Origin of the sequence: Prevotella pallens ATCC 700821 (assembly GCF_000220255.1) — a bacterium.
Taxonomy (GTDB): domain Bacteria; phylum Bacteroidota; class Bacteroidia; order Bacteroidales; family Bacteroidaceae; genus Prevotella; species Prevotella pallens.
This window is the reverse complement of record NZ_GL982514.1, coordinates 490,436-513,817: the sequence shown is the minus strand read 5'-3', so window position 1 is coordinate 513,817 and position 23,382 is coordinate 490,436. Positions and strand designations below refer to the sequence as shown.

21 protein-coding genes are annotated in these 23,382 nt (G+C 34.7%); 14 read left to right on the top strand and 7 right to left on the bottom strand.

The window, feature by feature from the left end:
- Positions 1-87 precede the first annotated feature (87 nt).
- On the top strand, positions 88-2,535 hold the full coding sequence (locus HMPREF9144_RS11340; protein ID WP_006046219.1) for an FtsK/SpoIIIE family DNA translocase: 2,448 nt from the start codon (positions 88-90) through the stop codon (positions 2,533-2,535).
- Between the two features lie 24 nt (positions 2,536-2,559).
- Positions 2,560-3,171 carry an outer membrane lipoprotein periplasmic chaperone LolA1 gene (lolA1, locus tag HMPREF9144_RS11335; protein ID WP_006046218.1) on the top strand — a complete coding sequence of 204 codons (612 nt, stop codon included), beginning with the start codon at positions 2,560-2,562 and terminating at the stop codon, positions 3,169-3,171.
- 966 nt (positions 3,172-4,137) lie between these two features.
- On the opposite strand, the gene feoB is transcribed toward lolA1, so the two are convergent.
- The gene (feoB, locus tag HMPREF9144_RS11330; RefSeq protein WP_006046216.1) at positions 4,138-6,654 is read right to left on the bottom strand and encodes a ferrous iron transport protein B; all 2,517 of its coding nucleotides are present in this window, start codon (positions 6,652-6,654) and stop codon (positions 4,138-4,140) included.
- Positions 6,655-7,086: 432 nt separating this feature from the next.
- Here feoB and HMPREF9144_RS11325 point away from each other — a divergent pair, with 432 nt between their 5' ends.
- The 8 genes from HMPREF9144_RS11325 (at position 7,087) to HMPREF9144_RS11290 (ending at position 16,434) form a co-directional block, all read left to right on the top strand.
- Positions 7,087-8,124 carry a YeiH family protein gene (locus tag HMPREF9144_RS11325; protein ID WP_040595900.1) on the top strand — a complete coding sequence of 346 codons (1,038 nt, stop codon included), beginning with the start codon at positions 7,087-7,089 and terminating at the stop codon, positions 8,122-8,124.
- A 114-nt stretch (positions 8,125-8,238) separates the two neighbouring features.
- Positions 8,239-9,246 (top strand): glycosyl transferase family 90, encoded by a 1,008-nt coding sequence (locus HMPREF9144_RS11320; RefSeq protein ID WP_006046213.1) that lies wholly within the window; start codon positions 8,239-8,241, stop codon positions 9,244-9,246.
- Positions 9,247-9,932: 686 nt separating this feature from the next.
- On the top strand, positions 9,933-12,170 hold the full coding sequence (locus HMPREF9144_RS11315; RefSeq protein WP_006046211.1) for a hypothetical protein: 2,238 nt from the start codon (positions 9,933-9,935) through the stop codon (positions 12,168-12,170).
- A gap of 25 nt (positions 12,171-12,195) precedes the next feature.
- Positions 12,196-13,287 (top strand): hypothetical protein, encoded by a 1,092-nt coding sequence (locus HMPREF9144_RS11310; protein WP_006046209.1) that lies wholly within the window; start codon positions 12,196-12,198, stop codon positions 13,285-13,287.
- A gap of 272 nt (positions 13,288-13,559) precedes the next feature.
- Positions 13,560-13,970: a hypothetical protein gene (locus HMPREF9144_RS11305; RefSeq protein ID WP_006046208.1), complete on the top strand. Its 411-nt coding sequence runs from the start codon at positions 13,560-13,562 to the stop codon at positions 13,968-13,970.
- Positions 13,971-14,100: 130 nt separating this feature from the next.
- Entirely contained in the window at positions 14,101-14,892 is a 792-nt protein-coding gene (trmB, locus tag HMPREF9144_RS11300) for a tRNA (guanosine(46)-N7)-methyltransferase TrmB (protein WP_006046207.1), read from the top strand.
- A 182-nt stretch (positions 14,893-15,074) separates the two neighbouring features.
- On the top strand, positions 15,075-15,665 hold the full coding sequence (locus tag HMPREF9144_RS11295; protein ID WP_006046206.1) for a hypothetical protein: 591 nt from the start codon (positions 15,075-15,077) through the stop codon (positions 15,663-15,665).
- A 274-nt stretch (positions 15,666-15,939) separates the two neighbouring features.
- Positions 15,940-16,434: an Imm26 family immunity protein gene (locus HMPREF9144_RS11290; RefSeq protein ID WP_006046205.1), complete on the top strand. Its 495-nt coding sequence runs from the start codon at positions 15,940-15,942 to the stop codon at positions 16,432-16,434.
- A gap of 78 nt (positions 16,435-16,512) precedes the next feature.
- Here the strand turns inward: HMPREF9144_RS11290 and HMPREF9144_RS11285 are convergent, their stop codons facing one another.
- Positions 16,513-17,067 carry a hypothetical protein gene (locus HMPREF9144_RS11285; protein WP_249031139.1) on the bottom strand — a complete coding sequence of 185 codons (555 nt, stop codon included), beginning with the start codon at positions 17,065-17,067 and terminating at the stop codon, positions 16,513-16,515.
- 457 nt (positions 17,068-17,524) lie between these two features.
- Here HMPREF9144_RS11285 and HMPREF9144_RS11280 point away from each other — a divergent pair, with 457 nt between their 5' ends.
- Positions 17,525-17,956: a hypothetical protein gene (locus HMPREF9144_RS11280; protein ID WP_006046201.1), complete on the top strand. Its 432-nt coding sequence runs from the start codon at positions 17,525-17,527 to the stop codon at positions 17,954-17,956.
- Positions 17,957-18,250: 294 nt separating this feature from the next.
- On the opposite strand, the gene HMPREF9144_RS11275 is transcribed toward HMPREF9144_RS11280, so the two are convergent.
- Together HMPREF9144_RS11275 and HMPREF9144_RS11270 are read right to left on the bottom strand one after the other, a co-directional pair.
- On the bottom strand, positions 18,251-18,988 hold the full coding sequence (locus HMPREF9144_RS11275; RefSeq protein ID WP_006046200.1) for an NERD domain-containing protein: 738 nt from the start codon (positions 18,986-18,988) through the stop codon (positions 18,251-18,253).
- Between the two features lie 67 nt (positions 18,989-19,055).
- Positions 19,056-19,505, bottom strand: coding sequence for a hypothetical protein (locus HMPREF9144_RS11270; RefSeq protein ID WP_006046199.1), 450 nt, complete (start codon positions 19,503-19,505; stop codon positions 19,056-19,058).
- Positions 19,506-19,896: 391 nt separating this feature from the next.
- On the opposite strand from HMPREF9144_RS11270, the gene HMPREF9144_RS11265 reads away from it, so the two are divergent.
- The 3 genes from HMPREF9144_RS11265 to HMPREF9144_RS11255 all read left to right on the top strand — a co-directional run bounded on the left by HMPREF9144_RS11265 (position 19,897) and on the right by HMPREF9144_RS11255 (position 21,502).
- Positions 19,897-20,370 carry an SMI1/KNR4 family protein gene (locus tag HMPREF9144_RS11265; protein WP_006046198.1) on the top strand — a complete coding sequence of 158 codons (474 nt, stop codon included), beginning with the start codon at positions 19,897-19,899 and terminating at the stop codon, positions 20,368-20,370.
- Positions 20,371-20,464: 94 nt separating this feature from the next.
- Positions 20,465-20,920: an SMI1/KNR4 family protein gene (locus HMPREF9144_RS11260; protein WP_006046197.1), complete on the top strand. Its 456-nt coding sequence runs from the start codon at positions 20,465-20,467 to the stop codon at positions 20,918-20,920.
- A 96-nt stretch (positions 20,921-21,016) separates the two neighbouring features.
- Positions 21,017-21,502 carry an Imm26 family immunity protein gene (locus HMPREF9144_RS11255; RefSeq protein WP_006046196.1) on the top strand — a complete coding sequence of 162 codons (486 nt, stop codon included), beginning with the start codon at positions 21,017-21,019 and terminating at the stop codon, positions 21,500-21,502.
- A 232-nt stretch (positions 21,503-21,734) separates the two neighbouring features.
- On the opposite strand, the gene HMPREF9144_RS11250 is transcribed toward HMPREF9144_RS11255, so the two are convergent.
- The 3 genes from HMPREF9144_RS11250 to HMPREF9144_RS11240 form a co-directional block, all read right to left on the bottom strand.
- The gene (locus HMPREF9144_RS11250) at positions 21,735-22,334 is read right to left on the bottom strand and encodes a DUF8184 family protein (RefSeq protein WP_006046194.1); all 600 of its coding nucleotides are present in this window, start codon (positions 22,332-22,334) and stop codon (positions 21,735-21,737) included.
- Between the two features lie 134 nt (positions 22,335-22,468).
- The gene (locus HMPREF9144_RS11245) at positions 22,469-22,780 is read right to left on the bottom strand and encodes a hypothetical protein (protein ID WP_006046193.1); all 312 of its coding nucleotides are present in this window, start codon (positions 22,778-22,780) and stop codon (positions 22,469-22,471) included.
- Positions 22,781-22,820: 40 nt separating this feature from the next.
- A partial coding sequence (locus HMPREF9144_RS11240; protein ID WP_006046192.1) for a hypothetical protein occupies positions 22,821-23,382 on the bottom strand: 562 nt, incomplete at its 5' end.

Genomic DNA, 23,382 nt, shown 5'->3' with positions numbered 1-23,382 from the left:
TTTGCAAATTTAGCAAAATCTTCTGAAAAGATATCCGATTATATCGCTTTTTTTTAGTACTTTTGCATTTGATTTAAACATTCAGTAATGGCTAAAAAGAAAAAGGAGAAGACTCCAAAGACATTTAGTGAGGCTATTGGCGCACATTATATTATAAACGATAAGACAGGATTTGTATTGGGGATTGTTTTACTTTGTCTTGCCTTATACGTATTAGTGGCTTTCATAAGTTATTTTTCTACTGGCGAAGCTGACCAAAGTTTAGTTACTGCATTACGGCCAGGCGAGATAGAGAATTCAACGAAAGTGTTTCAAAATAGTTGTGGATCTGTGGGGGCACTGCTCTCTTACTTCCTTATAGCACGCTGTTTTGGAATTCCTGCTTTCATTATTCCGCTTTATATTATACTTTGTGGCGTGAGAATGATAAAGGCTTACGAGAAGATAAACTTATGGAAGTGGTTCTTTGGAATGGCGTTGATAATGGTTTGGAGTTCTATTACTTTCGCAAAATTCCTTACTCCGTTAATGGGCGACAATATATTTAACCCTGGTGGAGACCACGGTGCTTTCGTTGTAGAATATGTTGAAAACATCATAGGCTCGCCTGGATTGATAGCTATACTTGCCATTACAATGATTGCTTTCCTTACTTATCTTACTTCAGAGACTATCACTGTGATTAAGAAGTTGCTAAATCCAGTGGGATATTTACGCGATAAGGTGAAGTTTACTATCGTCCAACATAACATTGAGAAAGATAAAATTGGCGAAAGCACTCAAGAAATGGAAACTGCGGCAGTAGAGAAACTGCAAAATATAGAAGCTCAAACGGTGGAGTTTCTCGACGATGATGTGCCAAATGTTGTTATAAAACCAAACGCTAAAGATAAGAAAAACACAAAAGAAGATGATTCTAAACCTACTGACAACAGTGAAATAGGAATAGAAGTTGATATACCTGAAGCGGTAGAAAAAGCACAAGGTAAAGTTGTTGCTGGTGCAACAGACCTTACTTCGCCTATTAATCCGCACGAACCTTTCATTAACTGGAAGTACCCAACCCTTAATTTGCTTAAACAATACGACTCTGATAACAACGTAAACTTTGTTGATAAAGAGGAGTTGGAAGCGAATAAAAATCGCATTATAAAAGTCCTCAACGACTTCGGTGTGCAAATTCGTAGCATTCGCGCTACGGTGGGACCCACTATTACGCTATACGAAATAACACCTGCACAGGGTGTACGCATTTCGAAGATAAAGAATTTGGAAGACGACATTGCACTAAGCTTAGCTGCAATTGGTATTCGTATTATAGCGCCAATGCCTGGTAAAGGCACAATAGGTATTGAGGTGCCAAATGCAAAGCCTTCTATTGTGTCGATGTTTTCTATTTTAAATTCGAGAAAGTTCCAAGAAAGCACAATGGAACTGCCTATTGCGTTAGGTAAGACCATTACTAACGATGTATATATGGTGGATTTAGCAAAAATTCCACACTTGCTTGTGGCTGGTGCAACCGGACAAGGTAAGTCGGTAGGACTTAACGCTATTATAACGTCGTTACTATATAAAAAGCACCCGAACGACCTTAAAATAGTGCTGGTAGACCCTAAGAAAGTTGAATTTAGCATATATGCGCCAATTGCTAAGCCATTTATGGCGGCAGTAGAAGAGAACGAAGATGAACCTATAATTACTGATGTGCAAAAGGTGGTAAAGACGTTGAAAGGTCTTTGTGTACTTATGGACAATCGCTACGATATGTTGAAAGCTGCCGGAGCACGTAATATAAAGGAATATAATAGCAAATTCTTGAATCATCAGCTTAATCCTGAAGAGGGACACGAGTTTATGCCATACATTGTTGTTATTATTGACGAGTTCGGCGACCTTATTCTTACAGCAGGAAAAGAGATTGAGATGCCTATTACACGTATTGCTCAGCTTGCGCGTGCTGTTGGTATTCACATGATTATAGCTACACAACGACCTACCACTTCTATTATTACTGGTAATATTAAAGCCAACTTCCCTGGCAGAATAGCTTTCCGTGTGGGTGCTATGATGGATTCGCGTATCATTTTAGACCGTCCTGGTGCGCAACAGCTTGTGGGACGAGGCGATATGCTCTATCTTAATGGTGGAGAACCAACGCGTGTGCAATGTGCTTTTGTTGATACGCCAGAAGTAGAAGATATATCCAAATTCATAGCTACACAGCCGGGACCTGTTGAACCATTGCTTATTCCTGAGCCTGTAGCAGAAGACGGAGGTATTGCCGGAGGTAGTCTTGATGAAAACTTAGACCCGCTGTTTGAAGATGCGGCGCGGACGATAGTGTTAAATCAACAAGGTTCTACCAGTATGATACAGAGACGTTTCTCTATTGGATATAACCGAGCAGGAAGACTAATGGACCAGATGGAGAAGGCTGGCATTGTGGGAGCAGCACAAGGTTCTAAGCCTCGTGAAGTACTAATAGGCGACGAAATGAGTCTTGAATCGTTGCTCGCAACATTGCATAAGTAAAACGAAAAAGGAGTTATAAAAACGATGAAGATACAACGTAACATTTTATTTGCTTTGACATTTCTATTGTGTGTCAATGCTTTTTCGCAGAGTTCTGCAGATGCAAAGAAAGTTTTAGACAAAACTGCAAAGGTTGTAGGACAACGTGGCGGAGCTGCTGCCAACTTCTCGATTACGGGAGGAGATATGGGCAGAACATCGGGTAGTATTGTAATAAAGGGCAATAAGTTTAAAGCTGTTACACCCGAAACTACCATTTGGTTCGATGGTAAAACGCAGTGGGCATATATGAAAAGCACCAACGAGGTGAATGTTTCTACTCCAAACGAGGCGAAACGCCTTTCTATGAACCCATACGCTTTTATTACTATGTATAAGAATGGCTATCACATTTCTATGAAAACAACTGCTGCAACATACGTTGTGCATTTGCAAGCCATTCACCCTGCACGTAGTATGCAAGAGTTTTATGTTACCATTTCTAAAACTTTTTACCCACAACAAATAAGAATGTTGCAAGGAAAAAAGTGGGTAACTATTAATATTAGTAATTTTAGAACTGCCTCACAGCCTAATTCTTATTTCCAGTTTAAGCACGCTGATGCGCCTTCTGCCGAAATTATCGACTTGCGATAGGGCTGCAACTGCTATCTGTTTGCGAATTTCAATAAACTTATATAACCGTATATATAGGTAATAAGACCCCAAAGCTCTAATAGGAATTTCTATCGTAACACTATCATTTCTATATTCATAGATAATGTTTATTGTTGTTATGTATTCCTATTTTGGAGTGTTTGGTTTATTCTATTGCTAACACCAAATTAATTGTTTTTGGCGAGGTGGTGAATGCGATGAATTAGACGCTACGCTTTGCGAAGTGCGTTTGTATATATTCTGCACACGCTGAATTGTATTCATTACCGAACAATCTGCTATGCGTAGCAAACCACTTCATTTAGCCCTCACTGGCATAAACCAACAAAATATTGTTTTTATTAATCTAAATTGGTTGTAAAGGCATAATACCATTATACATTATTAATAATATCATTCCCCGCCATCTTTCGTAATCTTACCAGTAGTTTTAATAGGCTTTATGGTTTTACTCGAATCTCTAAGTTTGTAATTCATATTGCAAACTTAGAGATTTGAGTTTAATAGTCATCTTTATTTTATTCTGAAAACAACGCATCAGTTTTATAACGAAAATGTGTTTGCTTATAGGTACATTTAAAACAGACATCTAAAACCCGCACGACAGATATCTGAAACGAACACGACAGACGTCTAAAACGAACGTTATAGATATCTAAAGTTTTGCGTTCGCATTTAGAAGTGTTTTGCAACACATTATATGTAACGAGAAATATGTATTGTTGGAAAAGAAAGTTGGTTTATAAATGCTTGGCGTTGATACAATTAATTCCAATAGATAGTTATACCGTACCATCGGCGAATATTGTTTGTGCTGTTCTCTTTCTGATATTAAGAACTATATGTTTGCTGTAAAACAAAAGTACTTAGAAACCCTAAAGCGTATAGAGTTTCTAAGCACCTTACAACTTTTGTGGCATTTATGCCATTTGCTTCTCTAAAGTGTTATAAGAAAAAGCTACCTATTTGGAAAACAATAGCACTCACTATCCATGCCAACACCGTAGTGTATACGGCAGCAAATATGCCCCATTTCCAACTACCAGTTTCGCCTTTAATAGCTGCAATGGTGGCTACACATGGAAAGTAGAGCAGAACGAAGAGCAAGAAACAAAAGGCAGTTAGCTGCGCCAATGGTTCGGCTTGCGTGTAGCTAATGTGGTGTTGTTCAGCAACATCGGCTGTCATTTGGTGGCGTAATGCTTCGTATTTATGGCTATCGTTGTTATATTCATTATCGTTGCCGAACGAATCGTTGTTTGTATAGAGCACACCCATTGTAGATGCAACAATTTCTTTTGCACCAACTCCAGCCAACAGTCCCACGTCTAATCGCCAATTGAAACCCATTGGACGGAACACAGGTTCAATAGCCTTACCAACTTGTCCCATATAACTCTGTTCTTGTCGGGCTTGCTTGTCAATATTAGGATTGTCTGGCACAGGAAAATAGCTCAACGCCCACACTATGATGGAGGCAACAAGAATTATTCCACCCATTTTTTTAAGATATTGTCGTCCCTTTTCCCACGTATGTCGTCCAATAGCCTTCCATGTAGGAAATCTGTATGGCGGAAGTTCCATAACAAACGGAGTATCTTCGCCCTTCACAAGCGTTTTGGAAAACAGTCGAGCCAGTAGCACCGCCATTGCTATACCTATTATATATAGTAGCAACATAACGCTTGAGCGATATTGAGCAGCAAAGAACGACCCCGTCATCATTATATAGATAGGAAGTCGAGCCGAGCAGCTCATCATAGGAAGTACCAGCATTGTAACCAAACGGCTACGTTTACTCTCTATAGTTCGGGTAGCCATTACAGCGGGAACGTTGCAACCGAAGCCCATTATAAGCGGTATGAACGACTTGCCGTGTAGCCCCATTTTGTGCATAAGGCGGTCCATAATGAATGCAGCCCGTGCCATATAGCCACAGTCTTCCATATATGATATAAAGAAATAGAGTATAAGAATTTGCGGAAGAAACACAATAACGGCACCTACACCTGCAATAGCACCATCTACAAGCATTGCTTTTACAGGACCATCGGGCAAATTGTTGTTTAGCATGTCCGAAATCCATGCCACCCCAGCATCAATCCAATCCATTGGATACTGTCCAATAGTGAATGTTGCTGTGAACATAACAAATAGAATAAGGAAGAAAAGCGGAAAGCCAAGATACCTATTGGTAAGAATTTTGTCTATGGTACGTGTTGTTGCGTATGCGTCTTTACCATTGCCAGTGGTGTAGTTGGTTTCTTGCAAAGCCCCGTATATAAATCCATACTTTGCGTCCATAATAGCCGTTTCGCTGTCTTCGCCAGTCTCTTCCTTCACACGCTGAGCAGTTTCGTCTCTGTGTTTCATTATTTCTGTGGCATCTGGAAAAGCAGAAACTATCTGTTCAGCCTCCTTATCGTTCTCAAGCAGTTTTATAGCAAGGTAGCGTGTAGAGTATTTTTGTGCTATATCATATTCTTGTTTCAAATGGTTTTGAATTTCAACAATACCATTTTCTATTTCATGTCCGTGATTTATGTGAATGTGCCTATATAGTGGGCCATTGCTCTTTTGTCCTTCGTAGTTTTGTATTACGGTTCGGAATAATTCCTCAACGCCTCTTCCCGATTTAAACACTGTGGGCACCATAGGGACTCCGAGTAGCGTTCCAAGCTTTATATAGTCTATGTGGTCTCCACGGTTTTCTACCTCGTCGTACATATTTAGTGCACAAACCATAGGCACATTCATATCTATTAGTTGTGTGGTTAGATAGAGATTGCGCTCCAAGTTCGATGCATCTATAACATTAATAACAATGTCTGGTGTCTTCTCTACAATTTGTTTACGTACGTAAAGTTCTTCCGGACTGTAAGCCGACAAGCTGTAAGTGCCGGGTAAGTCTACTAATTCAAAATGGTAACCCAGTATATCGGTATATCCGTACTTAGCATCAACAGTAACACCCGAGTAGTTTCCTACACGTTCGTGTGCTCCCGATGCGAAGTTAAAGAGCGATGTTTTACCACAATTAGGGTTTCCCACCAATGCTACGTTTATGGTATGTAGCTGTTGGTGCACCTTTCTTTCGGCTTCGTTAGCGGGCGAAGATAGTGCACAAACATCGTCTTCTTCTGCCTCTATTGGCGGATTATATGTAGAGTGTGGAATATTTGGTGTAGAACTTTCGGTGTTTTGGTTTGTGTTTTTTGTGTTTGTTTGTTGGTTGTCTGGTGTTGGCACCACTTCAATAAGTTCGGCTTCGTTGCGTCGCAAGCTCACTTCGTAGCCCATAATGCGATATTTCACAGGGTCGTGTAGTGGCGCATTTAGTAGCACTTCAACTGTTTTGCCACTAATAAAGCCCATTTCTATGATGCGTTTTCTAAAACCCCCATGCCCTAAAACCTTTATAATTGTACCAGTCTGACCAGTCTTAAGTTCTGATAACTTCATAATCTTATTCTTTTGTTTGACAGTAATTCCTTAAATATAAAGAGTATAATGCTCATAGTTTCCATAAATTTATTGATGTCTCGAAGTATTCTAAATCATTTAGAAATACAAGAAGACTTTGGAACACTTTATGCCTTACATATTTCTTTACGTATGCCAATTATTCATTACAAAAGTACAAATAAATCGTTGGAGGCTATGTAACGTATAACTAAAACTTTGCTAAAATACCTAATAATGGGGATATACACAACACAAGTTCGTAGCTATTCACGTGTATTATATATCTATCTCTCTGAAATTATTATGATTATGTACAACCAAATAAGTGTTTTTTTATGTACCTTTGCACACCGAATAAGCAAACAACAACGCTTTGCCAACCTATACAGAGATGGGCAGTGCGCAATAAACAAAGATATAACAACCTGTATGAAACTTACAAATCAACGTAGAAATATGCTCCATGGTGTACTACTCATGGCGCTTTTTGCGTGCGCAGCCTTCTATTTAGGCGACACAAATGTGGCAAAAACACTATCGTTTTCGCCTATGATAATTGGTATTATTCTGGGTATGCTCTATGCAAACAGCTTGCGTAGCGACTTGCCAGAGACGTGGACACCAGGCATTGTGTTCTGTTCTAAACGCATATTGCGCTTCGGAATTATTCTATATGGGTTTAAACTAACCTTTCAAGACGTTACCAGTGTTGGGCTTCCAGCCATTATTATCGATGCTATAGTGGTAACAGTAACCATACTGTTGGGCTTGTTTGTGGGACGATTGCTAAAAATGGATCGCAGTATAGCCCTGCTAACAGCTTGCGGAAGTGCCATTTGTGGAGCAGCAGCAGTTATGGGTGTAGACGGTGCAATACGTCCTAAACCATATAAAACAGCCGTTGCTGTGGCAACAGTGGTTATATTTGGAACGCTCTCAATGTTTCTTTATCCAGTTCTGTACCGCTCTGGTGTGTTCGATTTGCCTGCACAACAAATGGGTATTTACGCCGGTTCTACCATTCACGAAGTAGCCCATGTGGTGGGAGCTGGCAATGCAATGGGAGCCGCAATTAGCGATAATGCAATCATAGTGAAGATGATTCGTGTAATGATGTTGGTGCCAGTGCTTATTGTTATTGCCTTTTTTGCAGCCCGAAACGCAGCCAATGGCGAACACATTGAGGGCGAAAAAAAGAAAATACAAGTGCCTTGGTTCGCTATAATGTTCTTATTGGTTATCTGTTTCAACAGTTTCAACCTGCTACCTGCATCAGTAGTGAAAGCTATTGTTACCTTAGATACCTTCCTTTTAACTATGGCTATGACTGCATTAGGAGCTGAAACAAGTATAGATAAGTTTAAAAAGGCAGGCTTCAAACCCTTTTTGCTGGCAGCCATAATATATTGTTGGCTCATTGGCGGTGGCTATTGCTTAGCGCGTTTTGTGGTTCCACTACTAATGTAAAAGTGGAAAGACACAATAGCTCTGAGATGTTATCAACCACGTAAAGCCTCCTATTGGTAATAGAAAAATTATATATATTCCTCTCTCAAAGAAATATCTTTATACAGTAAAGCAATGAATATTACTTTCTGCAGACGACTCTACTACACGTTAAACAGTGGGAAAAATTCTAAACTAAAATACTACATTACGTCTTATCTTTGGGTGCTTACACCACATTGGTTGCTCTCGTTGCTGCGCAAATTGCTGCTTGCTAACGTGCAACAACGTAGCGATTGGAACGAAATTAAGGCACGTGTAGACTACTATAACAGGCTTTGCTCGTCTAAAATAAACCATTCTGTTTTCCAACAAAAAGCCATTAGTCTTGCCCAACAGCAAAAAACAAGTCAATCGGTCTACTATTTAGATTCTTTTCGCTACGCAAAGTCGTTCCCATTAAACAATAAATGGTGTCTTTATCCAGGCGATGTAACCACCGTTCCCAGCGTTCCTTCCATCGTAAAAAGTAGACCGATTGCAGGCGATAATGCCAATTCGGTGTTGCTAAAGCTCGACCGCGTACGCCATTTTCTCTTTGTAAACGACCGTATAAGCTATGCCGACAAACTAAACAAAGTGGTGTTTCGTGGTTTAATAGGTCAGTTCGATAGCCACAACTTAAAGCAAAATCGCTACGATTTTGTACAGAAGTTCTTTGGTAATCCTCTCTTTAATATTGGTGTTATCGATAAGAATATTCCACAATGGCACACCACTAAAATGACTATAAACGAGCATTTAGCCTATAAATTCATAATGGCATTAGAAGGAAACGATGTTGCTAGCAATTTAAAATGGATAATGTCGTCGAACTCAATCGCTGTAATGCCTCGTCCAAAGTACGAAACTTGGTTTATGGAAGGAACTCTGATACCCGACTATCATTACATTGAAGTAGCACCAGACTACTCCGATTTGGAAGCTAAAATAGACTATTATATACAGCACCCACACGAAGCCGAAGCTATAATAGCGCACGCTCACGCCCATGTAGCCCGCTTTCGCAATGCTCGTCGCGAATATATAGTGTCTCAACTGGTGCTCTCTAAATATTTTGAAACAACTGAAGTGAAGAACTAGAGTGGGAGAGATGAGAACTGAAAATCATTTTCACCTTATTATATATATACCCCACAGTATAGTAGTTGTAGCATTGTAGAGTTGCATTTGTTGTGTAATGGCTATATATGCGCCATATAATTGCAATTTGCCAATAGCTTTAGAGATGCAAATAATTGCGTTCGCACATCATACATATCTGCAATAGATAAAAAAGAGATGTTGGTTCCATAAATTGTATTTCTACACTTAACATAGCAAGCGTTACGCATTTGTTTATTGATAGTTACGTGTTCGTTTTTCAAAAGATACCTTTTTATTTAACAAGAAACTATCTTTTATGCGATAAAACTCTATCTTTTGTTTATACACTCTTTGCTATCGTGTTTTCTAATGTGGCATATCTAATATTCTTTTCCAATAGTGCGGTATACCTATCTTATACTATTGTAAGAACACAATAAACAGATTTAGAAGATAAATATCCTAAAAACAATAATCCACGCTATGCACTTTAGAAAAACAAAGTATAAATGTTGCTAAATTAAAATATTATCATTATTTTTGCAAAACAGAGCTTTTAACCAGCTGTAAGCTAAACACAACACAACAAACACTACGACACAAACTAGCCACCGTCTGTAAAAGGCAACAGAACACATAGCTTTTCTGAGCATATATCTTTTTATTTTTAACGCAATATACTTATGAAGAAGAACTACATTTACTGGGTGCTTGCACTCATTTTTATCTGTATTCCAGAACTGAAAGTTCGAGCTGATCGTTATAAAGAACAGCCCAAAGAAGAATGGAACTATAATTTTGAAACAGCAAAAGCCGATAATCTTGGCGACAGACCAAACCATTACGACCTTAAACTGAATGGGTTGGCGTGGTCGATGTATGCTGTTAGATGTTCTGGAGGACCAAACGATTTTGCCAATGGTAAGTATTCGGCACGTATTTACGGTAGTAAAATGTCGATGAAAGAGATGCCTTATATGACAATGACTGATGATCAAGAACATGGAATAGGTAGCGTAGAATTCAATTATAGAGCATACGGCGAACATACAACATCGCAAGTAACTTGGTGTGTGCAACTTTCAGAAGATAAAGGTGCTCATTGGGAAACTATTGGTCGTCCATTTACTCCCACAGAAAAGGTGCAACACTTTCGTGCTGAGGCTAATTCAGACGTAGGACGCATACGCATTGTGCGTGCCGATTATGCAGTTTTCGATTGTAAAACAGCCAAAAGTTTCGATGCAGCCTTTAATTTGGACGATCTAAAGATGACTTATTACAATTCAGAAGCACCACAACGACCTTCTATAGCTGTTGAGAATACGCTTTTAGAATTTGGAGACGTGAACAAGAACGATGCGAAAACACAGAGAGTAAATATTGTTTATTCAGGTTTAACAACCAATGTTGCGCTATCGGTGGTGGGCAACTATGCTTCAGCTTTTAGTCTTTCAACTCACCAAATAGTAATTTCGGAAGATGGTGGTAAAGCTAATTTTGATGTAACCTACATTCCACAAACGTTAGGAGAACATCAAGCAGTGTTGAAAATACAATCGGGCGATATTGAAACAGAAGTGTATCTTACAGGAAAAGGTGTACGCAAACAAGGCGAATTTACTTATAGCGGAGGCGAAGGCACGAAAGATAATCCTTATTTAATAAGTACAGCAAGCGACATAGAAGACCTTTCGTTTGCTGTAGATACAGAAACCGACTATGCTGGTAAGTACTTTAAACTTACAACCGACATAGATATGACAGGCATAAACAATATGAAACCCATTGGAAACAACTTTGGAACAGAGGGAACAAAGCTGAAAGCCTTTAGCGGAACATTCGATGGTAATAAGCATAAAATAAGTAATTTAAATATGATATACAAAGGAAAAAACAACATTGGTGTGGCTCTCTTTGGTATATTGAAGGACGCTAAGGTTATGAATCTTACGCTAACAAATGCTCATTTCGAGGCAGATGCTATCGTTGCAAGTATAGCTTCGGTATTGGTAGGTTCGGTATTGCAGAACTGTCATACGGGCGAGAACGTAACGGTAAAAGCTCGTTTGAAACCGTATGCAGGGGGAATTGCTACTTCAACTTTTCTTTCTCCATCGTTTATATCCAACTGTACATCGAGAACAAAGGTAGAAGCGGCTGATATGGCTGTAGGTGGTATATTGGGAATGAGCAGCATTCAAGGCACAAGTATAAAAAATTGCATTAACTATGGTAACATAAATACAAATAGTAATGTAGCTGGTGGCATTGTGGGATACGTAGAAACAGGAAGTTTAAGCATTTCCGACTGTCTGAATGCTGGCGATATTAATGCAGAAAACATAGCAGGTGGCTTGTTTGGAACTGGTTTGCAAGGTTCTAATATAACCATAAACAATTCGTATAATATAGGTAGAGTAGGGATAATTGAGCCAAATGGTGCTGCCGATCCTATATTTCCAATTGCTGCTATGGCAGATGGTGTTATAGTAGATGTGGGAAATTGTTATTATGACAATGCTCTCTATCGTGGAAATTCTTATGGAATTGCTTATCCAAAAGATGATATGCGTTCGCAAGAATTTACTGATAGGCTGAATGCAGACCGTGCTGTGTGCATTTGGAAACGTTTGGTTGGTATAAACAACGAATTACCTGTACCTTGTGGAGAAGGCGAAGTTATAACCCATATAACACAAACTGTAGATTTAGTAAAACCTTTATTACATGTGGTAGACGGACGTATTGTTGCTCCAAACAACTTTCGTATAAAAACAATACACAATATGGCTGGTTATAACTATAATACTTCTGACCAATTGCCAACAGGTGTTTATATTGTTACACTATTGTCTAACAAATCAATAAAACCTATAATACAAAAAGTAAGGGTAGTGAACAACTTTAAAAATAACTAATAATCAACTAAATAGAATATAATATATGAAGCGTTTAAATAGAACATACCATATTTTTATAGCTGTTTTAATGCTATTTACAATAAGTTCTTTTACAATAGTTGCAGCCGAAAACGAACACGGAACTCTTGTTGCTAACCATCTGAAAATACCAATATATCGCACCTATCGTATGTATGTAAAGGCATACAATAAGGCAACACAAGCGTATATAGCTAAAGGCGAACGCATAGTTTTGCGCTATACATCAGCCAACGAAGCTGTTATAGAAGCCAAAGGAAACGCATTTAAGTCGGTGGGAAACGGAAAAACAGAAGTAACATTACGTATATCGGGAGCTTATCCAGGTACATTAGATGCTTTCGACCCAAACAATGTGTTAGACGAAATGAAATTTACAGTAGAAGTAAACGACCAAGTTGATATGGTTTTTCCACAGTTTTCTATTTCTTGGGGCGAAGATAAGGCAACAGTTTTGGATAGATTCTTGAAGAATAATGCATATATAAATTATACAAATAGCTATTGGGCGATGAATCCAAAGATTAGTGCCGATAATCGTAAAGGATTAGAAATTCTTTCTACAAACAATGCTGAGTTTCCTCTTATTATGCTCGATTTTACATCAAACGATACCGAACTGTGTGCTCTTTACTTGCTTTCTGCATCTTGGGAACGTGTAACTACACCACAAATAAGCGAAGTTTACAAACTATTAATAGCAAATGGATTCCTTGATAGAGGAACAAATACCGATACACACTGTTGGCAAATGTATAATCCAACATCTAAAACTCTTGCTACTTGTGGACTTATGATTGTGCAAGGCTGTGGATATTGCTATGTAAGTCTTTCGTATTTGGCAGACGATCCTAATCCAACTGCAATAAAAAACACGCTACTTGAACAACCAAAAATAAGTTGGAATTTTGCAAATGGTGTGCTAAATATACAGGCAGAACAATATGTTGGCGAGCTACTTTCCATCTATTCTATATCTGGAAAGTGCCTACAAAAAACAACAATACAGCCTGGTAACAATATAATTTCCTCCTTAACACATCAACCTTTCTTTATTCGTGTAGGCAATAATGCTGCTATTAAAGTGTTGCCTTAACCATTTTGGCATTGTGTGTATGGTAAAAAATAGTTTCAACCATTCTGTGGCAATATAGTTTTTTGGGTTCGTATATACAATGAATTGACTTTTGTAATGCTAATATAAGTTAGAAATAATGAGTTAAACACATTAGAAAAGCCAATTCGTTGTTCTTAATTTCTACGATAAGATACATTGAACTTAGAATTAAGTGCAGAAACATAATAAAAATAGCGAATGTTGCGTTGTATACAATGAATCTAACAATTACGAAATAGAGAAATAGTGGTATGATAAACAGCCATAATGCAATATTTAGCGTGTATATTCCGCTGCTTATGACGGTGATTTTAAGTGGTATGACTTATTTCCATTGGCAGTATAAACTAAAGTATTTATACTTGTCGGGCATATTCTTTTTATTGGTATATGCCATTCTTTCTATGATACTACTTAGTTATACAGTAGACGAAAAGCCATTTTCTGCAACAGTAAACAATCTATCGCCTATGCAATTTCCCGTTAGTATTCTTAGTATTACACTATTTTTTGTATCAGTTGGATTCTTTGTTGCACAAGAAAACAGCTTCAGTTTATTTTTAAAAATAGTTTCGAGCATTGGCATATTGCTTTTTATGCTGTTTGGTTTCTATTCGTTTTTCTTTATTATGGCTGGTCTTGCATCGCTAAAAAGTGGATAAGCATTTGTTTGTCTTACCTTTATAATGGTGCAAAATATGGTTTGTGCAAACAATAAAAGTAAGATATATTTCTACAAAACTATGTAAAACGGTCTTTTTATAAACGTTTTTCTGTAACTTTGCAGCTATTATGAGTAAAGGAAAGTTACAGAAATTTGCAGAGTTAGAAACGTTTAAGAATGTCTTTCAATATCCACATGGTGTTATAAGCGAAATACCATTCGAAATGAAAGGACATTGGAACGAACAGTATTTTCATAATAACAACCCAATAATTTTAGAGTTAGGTTGTGGAAAAGGAGAATATACTGTGGGCTTGGCGCGACTTTATCCGAATATAAATTTTATAGGAGTAGACATAAAAGGTGCACGAATTTATACAGGAGCAAAGCAAGCGTTGGAAGAAAATTTGCCTAATGTAGCCTTCTTACGAACAGGAATAGAGATTATAGATCGTTTCTTTGGTGCTGAAGAAGTAAAAGAAATATGGCTAACTTTCTCTGATCCACAGATGAAAAATGCACGAAAACGCCTATCGTCTACTTATTTTTTGAAACGCTATCGTAACTTTTTGGAAAACGAAGGAGTAGTGCATCTTAAAACCGACTCTAACTTTCTTTTTACTTATACCACTTATGTTGTTGAAAAAAACAATTTGCCTTTGCTTTTTCGTACCGAAGATTTGTATGGTAATGAAACAAATGGTGCACAAGCGGACGATATTGATGGAGAAACAAAAGAAATACTTGGAATACACACTTATTACGAAAATCAATGGATAGAACGTGGACTAAACATTAAGTATATGAAGTTTAAATTGCCACATAAAGGTGCTCTTGTTGAACCAGAAATAGAAATAGAACTTGATGACTACCGTTCGTTTAAACGCACAAAAAGAAGCGAAAAAGAAACAGCACGATAGTATTCGGTTGCAATAAATGGTGTAATATAACGGAAATAAATAGTTTTTAATTTCACTGTTACGCAGTTTTGTCCTTTTATAGAACCATAATTTAATATGCTTGTTTCCACAGTTTTCATTATGAGGCTTAGTAGAAAGAGTGAAAAATGCTTTGAAAAAGAAGGTAATAGCAAAAGAAAGCCATGCAAATAGATAGATTCAAATATTTCACTTTTACATATCTCGATACATCTTTAGAGCAAATAAAGAAGTATATTCTGGAAAAGTGGGGAAGTGATGATAAGTACAGAATAATAGATTCTCCATTTCAGTTTAATCTCTACCACTTATGTCCACCTACAGGCGGTGCACATTTTCAAAAGCTGTATTTTTTTACCCCAAAGTTGTGTAAAAACAAATGTATAATGTTCTCAAACTATTCTGATGGTTTAGGTACGTTGATTCATGTACTTACAAACGACTTAAAATTAAAAGCATATAGTTTTAGAATAAGCGCAAACAATATTCCCGACGCATTAAATGAATTTAGCTGTATAAAAAATGGAAAAAGGTTGCGAACTGTTTATGCGATGAAAGATCCTAAATGGAAATTTTATTGCGAAGGAGAAATACAACCTTTTGAGGTAAAAGAGTTTTATGAAAGAAAAATAATAAAACAACGATTAAATAAAGAAATTCTTATTTCCTATTGTGTTAAATTAGGAATTGACATACGTGAAGACTCTTTTTGGAAAAGCCAACAATCTTTATTCGTAGAACGAATTTCGTGGTAGCAATTTTATAATCCGCAGAAAGGGTTTAACCATCATACATTCTTTAAATACAGCCATTTTATTATTGTTCCTACATAGTCTACTTTACGCTTTTACAGCCGTAATAATGTTCCAACTAAATTGTAATTATAAAACAAAAATTTATAATTATAATTTTTCTATTTTATAATTATATTTCTCCCATTTTTTATTATATTTGCACTGGTGATAAACAGCACCTTTTGCAAATGTATTTATTTGCAGAACAAAGCGAAACAATAAAGAAATTATCAGCTTGGAGAAAAAAGGAAAAAATAAATATGGCAATGTTTACGAGATAAAGTTGCCTAACGGAAAATATACTTATATTTGTTGGATAAAACAATTCAGCTTTGGAGTATTTAATTACCATTCAGAAAAACCAGTAGACAACTTAGATAGTCTTTTATCTGTTGGTTTTAAAATATACATATCGGGCAAAGAAACCGCAATTAGAAAAAAAATATGGCAGCTAATTGGGCATATCGATTTGGAAAAAGAAAATATAGAATTTCCCGATTTGGCAATATTTATGTCAAATGACAAAGAACATTTTATAGAGCAATCGAGAATAATGAGAAATGGAAATTCTTATTATGCTCCCACAGATTACTATATTAGTCTTTTAAAAAAAGGATATATTGCAGGATTCTTTGATAAACCAAATATTTTTGAATTATGGCTAACAAAGAATTTAGATAATTATCCTGCCAATGAAGAAATTTTTCCTTTACCAGAAAAATATAGTTAGAAAAAAATACTCGCCATTTTTCCCTATTACTGCGAAACTATAATAGGGAGAAATGGCAGTTTTTGCTTTAATCCTAACTTATTCTCTGTTGTATATATTCTCACGCGAAGTTATTTCTCCAGTTTCTGCATCTATAACAATATATTCTTCACCAAAAATAGTTTTACGATGTATAAACCATTTGGCATTTTGGTTATTACGAGACACAAAGTTAATGTGGAAAGGACCATCAGAAACACTTGTTTGTTGTCCTTTTCCTGTTGTTAAATCTATCCAACCTTCTTTTTCTAACCAAAGAAGCAACTCTTTAGGTTTTATTTTTAAGTTTTCAAATTTCTGGTCTTCGTCTTTTTCTTTTATCAGTTTACCCTTTTTATCGTACTCACGCCAAATACCAATTTTTATATTTGAGCAATAAAACCAATCGCCTTCGGTGTCTAAAAAGCCATTTTTATAATACATTTTGGCATTTTTTTTAAAGGTTAATGGCTTTATCGTAACAATCCAATTAACGTCTTTTTCAAAACTAACACAAACAATAGTTCCATCTTCCTCTGTATATTCTTTATAACTTGTATTCGGAGAAAGTTTACTTTTATAATATTTGTAATTAAACTTCTCTGGTTTTTTCATATTGTTTAAATTTTGTGCAGTACACGGAAATATGAATGTTATAATTAAAAAAAGAATAATGTATCTTTTCATCTTATTTGTTAAATTTAAACGGCTATAAAATATGTTTTCTTTTAATAATCTATCGCAACAAAGATAGGAATTGTTTTGCAGAAAATGGAAAAAATTACTATTTTTGTGCTCGCTTAACAAACATTATGCGTATGAACATTAAACGCAATTCTATGATTTTGCCTCGCTTATATTAGTTTTACTAACTGTAGGTTGTAACGATAGTAAGGTCATTACACCCGAAGTTTACAGTTTTGCAGAGGTTTATAAATAGTTAGCAATGAATAGCGAAATGAAAACAATTTTGATGTTGATGAAATAGAGCGTTGAAACAAACGATAATGCAGTTTGCTTAAACTAAAAATAGAACGGAAAATAGAAAATAAACTTATATAAAACCATATTTATGTTGTCGGAGAAAGTAAAAAACTACTTGATAGAAAACGGAATGTACGATGATACGGAAGACGAAACCTATAAAAAAGTAATGTCAGACTTAGGGATTAACCTTGAAACTCCCTTTGCTCAGTTTAATCTTTATACAAATCAAACAACATTTTCTGGCAATCGTGCAGAGTTATATAACGTTTGTTGGTTTGCAATAAACTCAATTTATTACGAACAAATGGAGAGTATGAGGTCTGTTTTCAACTTGCCAGAAGAGTATATTCCACTCGATAGTTTTGAAGGAGAGGGTGGATTTTTCTATAATAGGCGCACAGGCGAAGTATTAGAACTTACACTTGGAAAGGTTTACAACGACTTTCAGCAGGGAAAATTAAAGCCACAATGGTCCAATTTCAACACTTTTCTTGAATGGTTTTTCGACCTATCATAACTTTTTGTGAAAGAAATGTGTGGAAAATAGTTACTTTTGCTTTCAACTAACCAAGGAAGCAATTTTCAGAATGTTTGGAATGTCATAATCATTATTGTATTATACATCTCTTTTATACAACACATTTAACAGATAATACAAAATTTAAATACATTTAAATTCACTATCCGTAAACCTAACCTTGTTTTGTTTCTTAGAGTTTCTACTATATCTCTAAAATTGCTATTTTCCTAACGTTTAGTTTCTTAAATTCTAGCAATACAATTTAACTTCTGCATTATACATATACTCCATTTAATAATCCTTCACTATATAGTGGCAATGAGGATAGTTGTTACAACCCCAAAAATTCCTATATCTACCTTGACGAAGAACGAGTTTACCTCCACAACGTGGGCAAATACCATTGTTAATTATCGAGTTGTACTGACTAATCCTCTCTTTTACTTGGATTATATGTTCTTTTGCGGTATCACTTGTCTCAAAACTTGAATATGCCAACCTATTGATAGCCCATTTTAATTTGTCATCTGGTAATAAAACACTAATATGATATTTTATAGTGTCCAGTAATTCATTTTCATACACTACATTATGATTGGGATAGTCCCCTTTGATAGTTACATCGCCAATAAAGACGACTATTGGAATAAAATATTGGTAAGGAAAGCCTAATAGAGATTCTAAAGCTTTGACGTGTCCATAATTCTGAAACAAAGGATTGTAAAACTCATATTTATTACCATATATGTTTTTAGTCCAAAAACTTGCTCGTTCATCTCCATATATCCACCCTTTATATTGCTTAGTCTCAATAACAAAGATGCCATATGGCGAAAATACTACATGATCTATTTGGGTACTTTTCCCATTTTCTTCGATATATACATCATTAAAGATAGTATATTCATCAGGCAAAGAATTAAGAATAGTAGCAACACGTTTTTCACCATACCTCCCTTTTCTCTTATTCCGGCTAAAATGTATCAATAGAATTACTACGACTATTATTGCTAATATAGTAACCTCCATAACTCCTTACCTAATTTTACTAAATTGTTTTAAACTCTTACTAACGATTATCTATTACTATACGTTGTTAAACCTTAGAATCCAACTGAATTCCCATATCTTCCATACAATTCAGAAGAATGGTACTGATGTAATTTCCTTTATTCCTACTAATACAAGCAGTTGCAAAGGTCATTGGTGCTACAAATGTCTCACCTATATAAGTTTCATCAGTAAGAACAGGCATACTATAATATGCATTTTTCTTATTTTTTAAGTCAATAAACCATTTGCCGCCAATATGTTTTCGGAAAGTTTCTCCAATATAAATGGTTAGATAGTCTAACAATTCTTTTTTCGCTATTAAATCGTTATGATGTCTGAAATTAGAAAGAATCCATTTTTCTAAATCATCTAACGACTTAATACTATAATTGAGTGTCAGATTGTGTTCTTTTGCAAATTCGTCAGTAAAATATTCCATCTTATCAGAGATGAAGAATATCCATTCTTGAAAGTTCTCTTGTGTATATGCCATTTTTTATGTTGTTAAACTATAGTAAGTAGCTGCAAATATAGTTATTTTTATTTGAAGTTTTATATAGCCTAAGTGTAAATTATAATGTTGTTTGAAAAACATAATTATAAAACCATAAAAACATAATTATAAATTTTAAATTTGTAATTATATTTTTGAAAGAATTTAATTATCTTTTTTATTATCATAAAATATGTTTCTTGTTTAGCTTTTATTTCTTTATGCTTTATGCATAACTACTTAAAAGATAGATAAATCGGCAACGTGCAATATAAAACTGATTTTATAAAAATAAGATGATGATTTTTCAGCCAAACTAACTATATTTGCAGTTGTAAACTTTGGTTTTACCTTGCATAAGCAAGGTGTATATAAATAATAAAAATAAGAAATGAATCTATTTACAGATAGTAAGTTAGTGTATGAAGGTAGAAAATCTCTACTTTCAGAGTCGGAAATAAGGCAGTTATTGGAGATTACTGGTGATAAAATAAATAGCTTTATTCAATTTTGTCAAACTTACGATGGTGTCTTTTTTCCAAAGCAAGCTATGATGTTTAGACACTTATTTTATTCTGTTGAAAAAGCTGATTGGGATAAAATAGAAATAGGTTTCTTTTTAAAAATCGAAGATATAATTACTAATAGAAAGCTTCTATTGGAAGAAGATAAGGAGTTAGAATGTTTTATAAAAACTCATATTCCTTTTGCTGATGATGGCTGCGGTAATGATGTTTGGATAGAAATTTCAACAGGAATAATTAAGGCTTTTTACCATGAATATTCCATTGAAGAAGGACTAATAGAGATTGCTCCTAATTTTAATGATTTTTGTTCTTCGTTAGAGAATTGGACGCTTAAATAAATTTTACTATTTAATGAAATAAAACGCTATTTACATTTGCAAATAACAACTACTTTTTTGAGGGGCATTTTTACACGTCATTGATAAAATATTTATGGACTATATAACAAAATTAAAACAAAACGAAGAATTTGAATATTGGTTAGGGGCTGATAACGAACAAATTCTTAATGTTGAAAACGAACTAAATATTAAACTTCCCAAGCAATACAAAATGTTTTTATCTCAATGTGGAATGTGCAATTTTGGAGATGTAAATATATTGGGTATAGCAAAAGATGAAAATAGTGTTATTTATTCGGTTGTGGAAGTTACGAAGCAAATGAGAAATGAACTAAATCTTTCAAACAATTTTATTGTACTTAATTACGAAGTGGGCGAATATCTTACTTTATACAAGGTTTCTGAAAAAGAAGAATTAGACGATAGCACTATTTATGGGGTAAATGTTGCATATAATGATACAGAAAAAATGATTCTTGGAAAACCAGAAAAGCTTTTTTCGTCGTTCGAAGATTATTTTGAAGACTTTATCGAATTAGGTTCTTAAAAATAAGTAGTTCTAATCAAGGCAGTTTTTTCCTACTATCTTTATTGATAATAATAGAAACGGAAAATGGCACAAACGAAAAATAATAAATAGGTTATGGGTAAAAATAAATATGGCAATGTATATGAAATAGCATTATCCAATGGAAAATATGTTTATGTATGCTGGATAGAACAATTTAGTTTTGGAATATTCGATTATATTGCTGAAAAGCCTGTTACAGATATAAATGATTTGTTATGTGTTGGATTTAAAACATATAAAGCGTGTAAAGAAACCGCCGTTAGAAAAAAGATATGGAAATTGATAGGATATATTGATTTAGAAAAAGAGAATATCAGTTTTCCCGATTTGGCTGTATTTCTATCCTATAATAAAGAACTTTTTATAAAACAGTCGCAAACAATGCGACATGGCAACTTAATAAAAATACCAACCAACGAATATTTAGCCCTATTAAAGAAAGGATATATTTATGGTTTCTTCGACAACTATCAGACTTTTGAATTATGGCTATCTGGCAATATAGAAAACTATCCCGAAAATGAAAAAATATTTCCTTTACCAGAAAAATATAGTTGAGACGAATATGCTGAAAATAGTGCGTAATTCTACTTTTATATCGCCTTATAATAGTGTTAAAACCGAACGAAAGACAATTTATTGTTGCTTTTCATCTTCCTATTAAGAAGGCAAAATTCAGTATATCACGCACAAAATACACCCATATAAAGCCATATAAACAGGCGTAAATATCACAATTTTGTAGCAAATAGAGTTCTGCTTTCTATGGTAATTCTCTTTTAACGAAACATTATTTTGGCAACTCTATTAGTTTAAAAGCACTGTGTAAAAACGATAAAACATTGTTGTTTACATCTAATTTATAATTAAAGCTATTACTTTCTGTGTCTATTTTGATACAATCGTCGCATAATGATATTTCTCTTATAACTTCTTTTATAAACTGTGGTTTGTTTTTTACAACAAAGTATTGTACCTCTTCGTTAAATATCCTTATGGAATCAATAACGTTATAATTTTTCACCTTACTTATATAAAGATGTTCAAACTTGTTGCCAGTAAAAAATAAGTCTATTTTATCAAGGTCGTTATTACTTTTAATATTTTTCCATTTATCCATTACAACTTTAAACCCCAACATATTAATATGGAAATATGTATTTATGGTAGCTGGAACAGATTTATCGCCGATACTACATATCAAATGTTTTTTATTGGTATCTAAATTAACAAAATCAACAGTTGCAAGTTCAGATTCACCATTTGGATTTAAGTCTACCTTAAATTCATCATTATTTCTTTTTATAAATTTTAAACCAGATGAAATTATAAGTTCCTCAATATTCGGATTATAATAAAATAGAAAATCTTTTGCTTCAATTTGTTTCATAATCTATTTGCAGCATCTTTTTTAACTTCCCACGAAAAAGTAGTATTATGTAACCCCATCATTTCTAAGTGTAATTGTACAAAGCTACCGAATATATTTTTTCTAAAAAATAACAGCTTGGGAATAATGTAAAACTACTTTTCTAACATTAATAGCAATTCCTCTTTTGAACTATTATAAGGTGGTTTCCATACTTTTTCTTCTTGTTCTATTATTTCATCATATTCCTCGTTTGATAATTGTTTTTCCATTGCAATCTGAAGAATATATCTTATATGTGCTAATTGGTCTAGAGTTTTATTCTCTCTAAAACCCAATAACAGTGCTAAAGCTGTCTCTTCTTTACCATAGAAACCAGATCCAATTTTATCTATATAGCCTATTGTTGTATTAAGAGTGGACAATATCTCTTTATATTCTTGTTTGTTTAATACTAAGTTACTCATTTGCTTATAATGTTTTACAATACTTTGTTGTTTCTAAAATTTAATTCAACGTTGTTATATTAAAGTTGTATTGTTCGTCTTCACGCGGATCGTTATAACTTGTAAACTCATCAGTATGTTCAAAGTTAAAACCATAACCATAAATGGTGCTATTGTCGGGCATTATTCTTTTTTTATAACCAGATATAGCCACACGATATTTGCCTTTTTCGAGTTTTATTCTGAATCCTTTATATAATGTTTCACCATCTAAAGTCTGATAAGATAAACTTTCTAATGTTGGATTCTTAAACTGGCTTATTTTAAAATTTGCTAAACTCCCTAAAGAACCAATCCAAATGTTATTATCTTCAACATTTAGGTTAAAAGCATCATAGGTAAAAACTTTATTCCAATGGTCTTTTATAAATTCATCACTACCTATCAGAATTTCATAATCTATTGAATTGATGGGCACAATAGGAATCCATACCCCTTTTTTTAATGATTCTATATATAATTCAGAATTATCCTGAAAGACTTTCAAGATATTTTTGCTCTTTATTTGTTTACTTGTAAGAAACCTCTTTAAAGTTTCTATACAAACAACATAAATACCATAA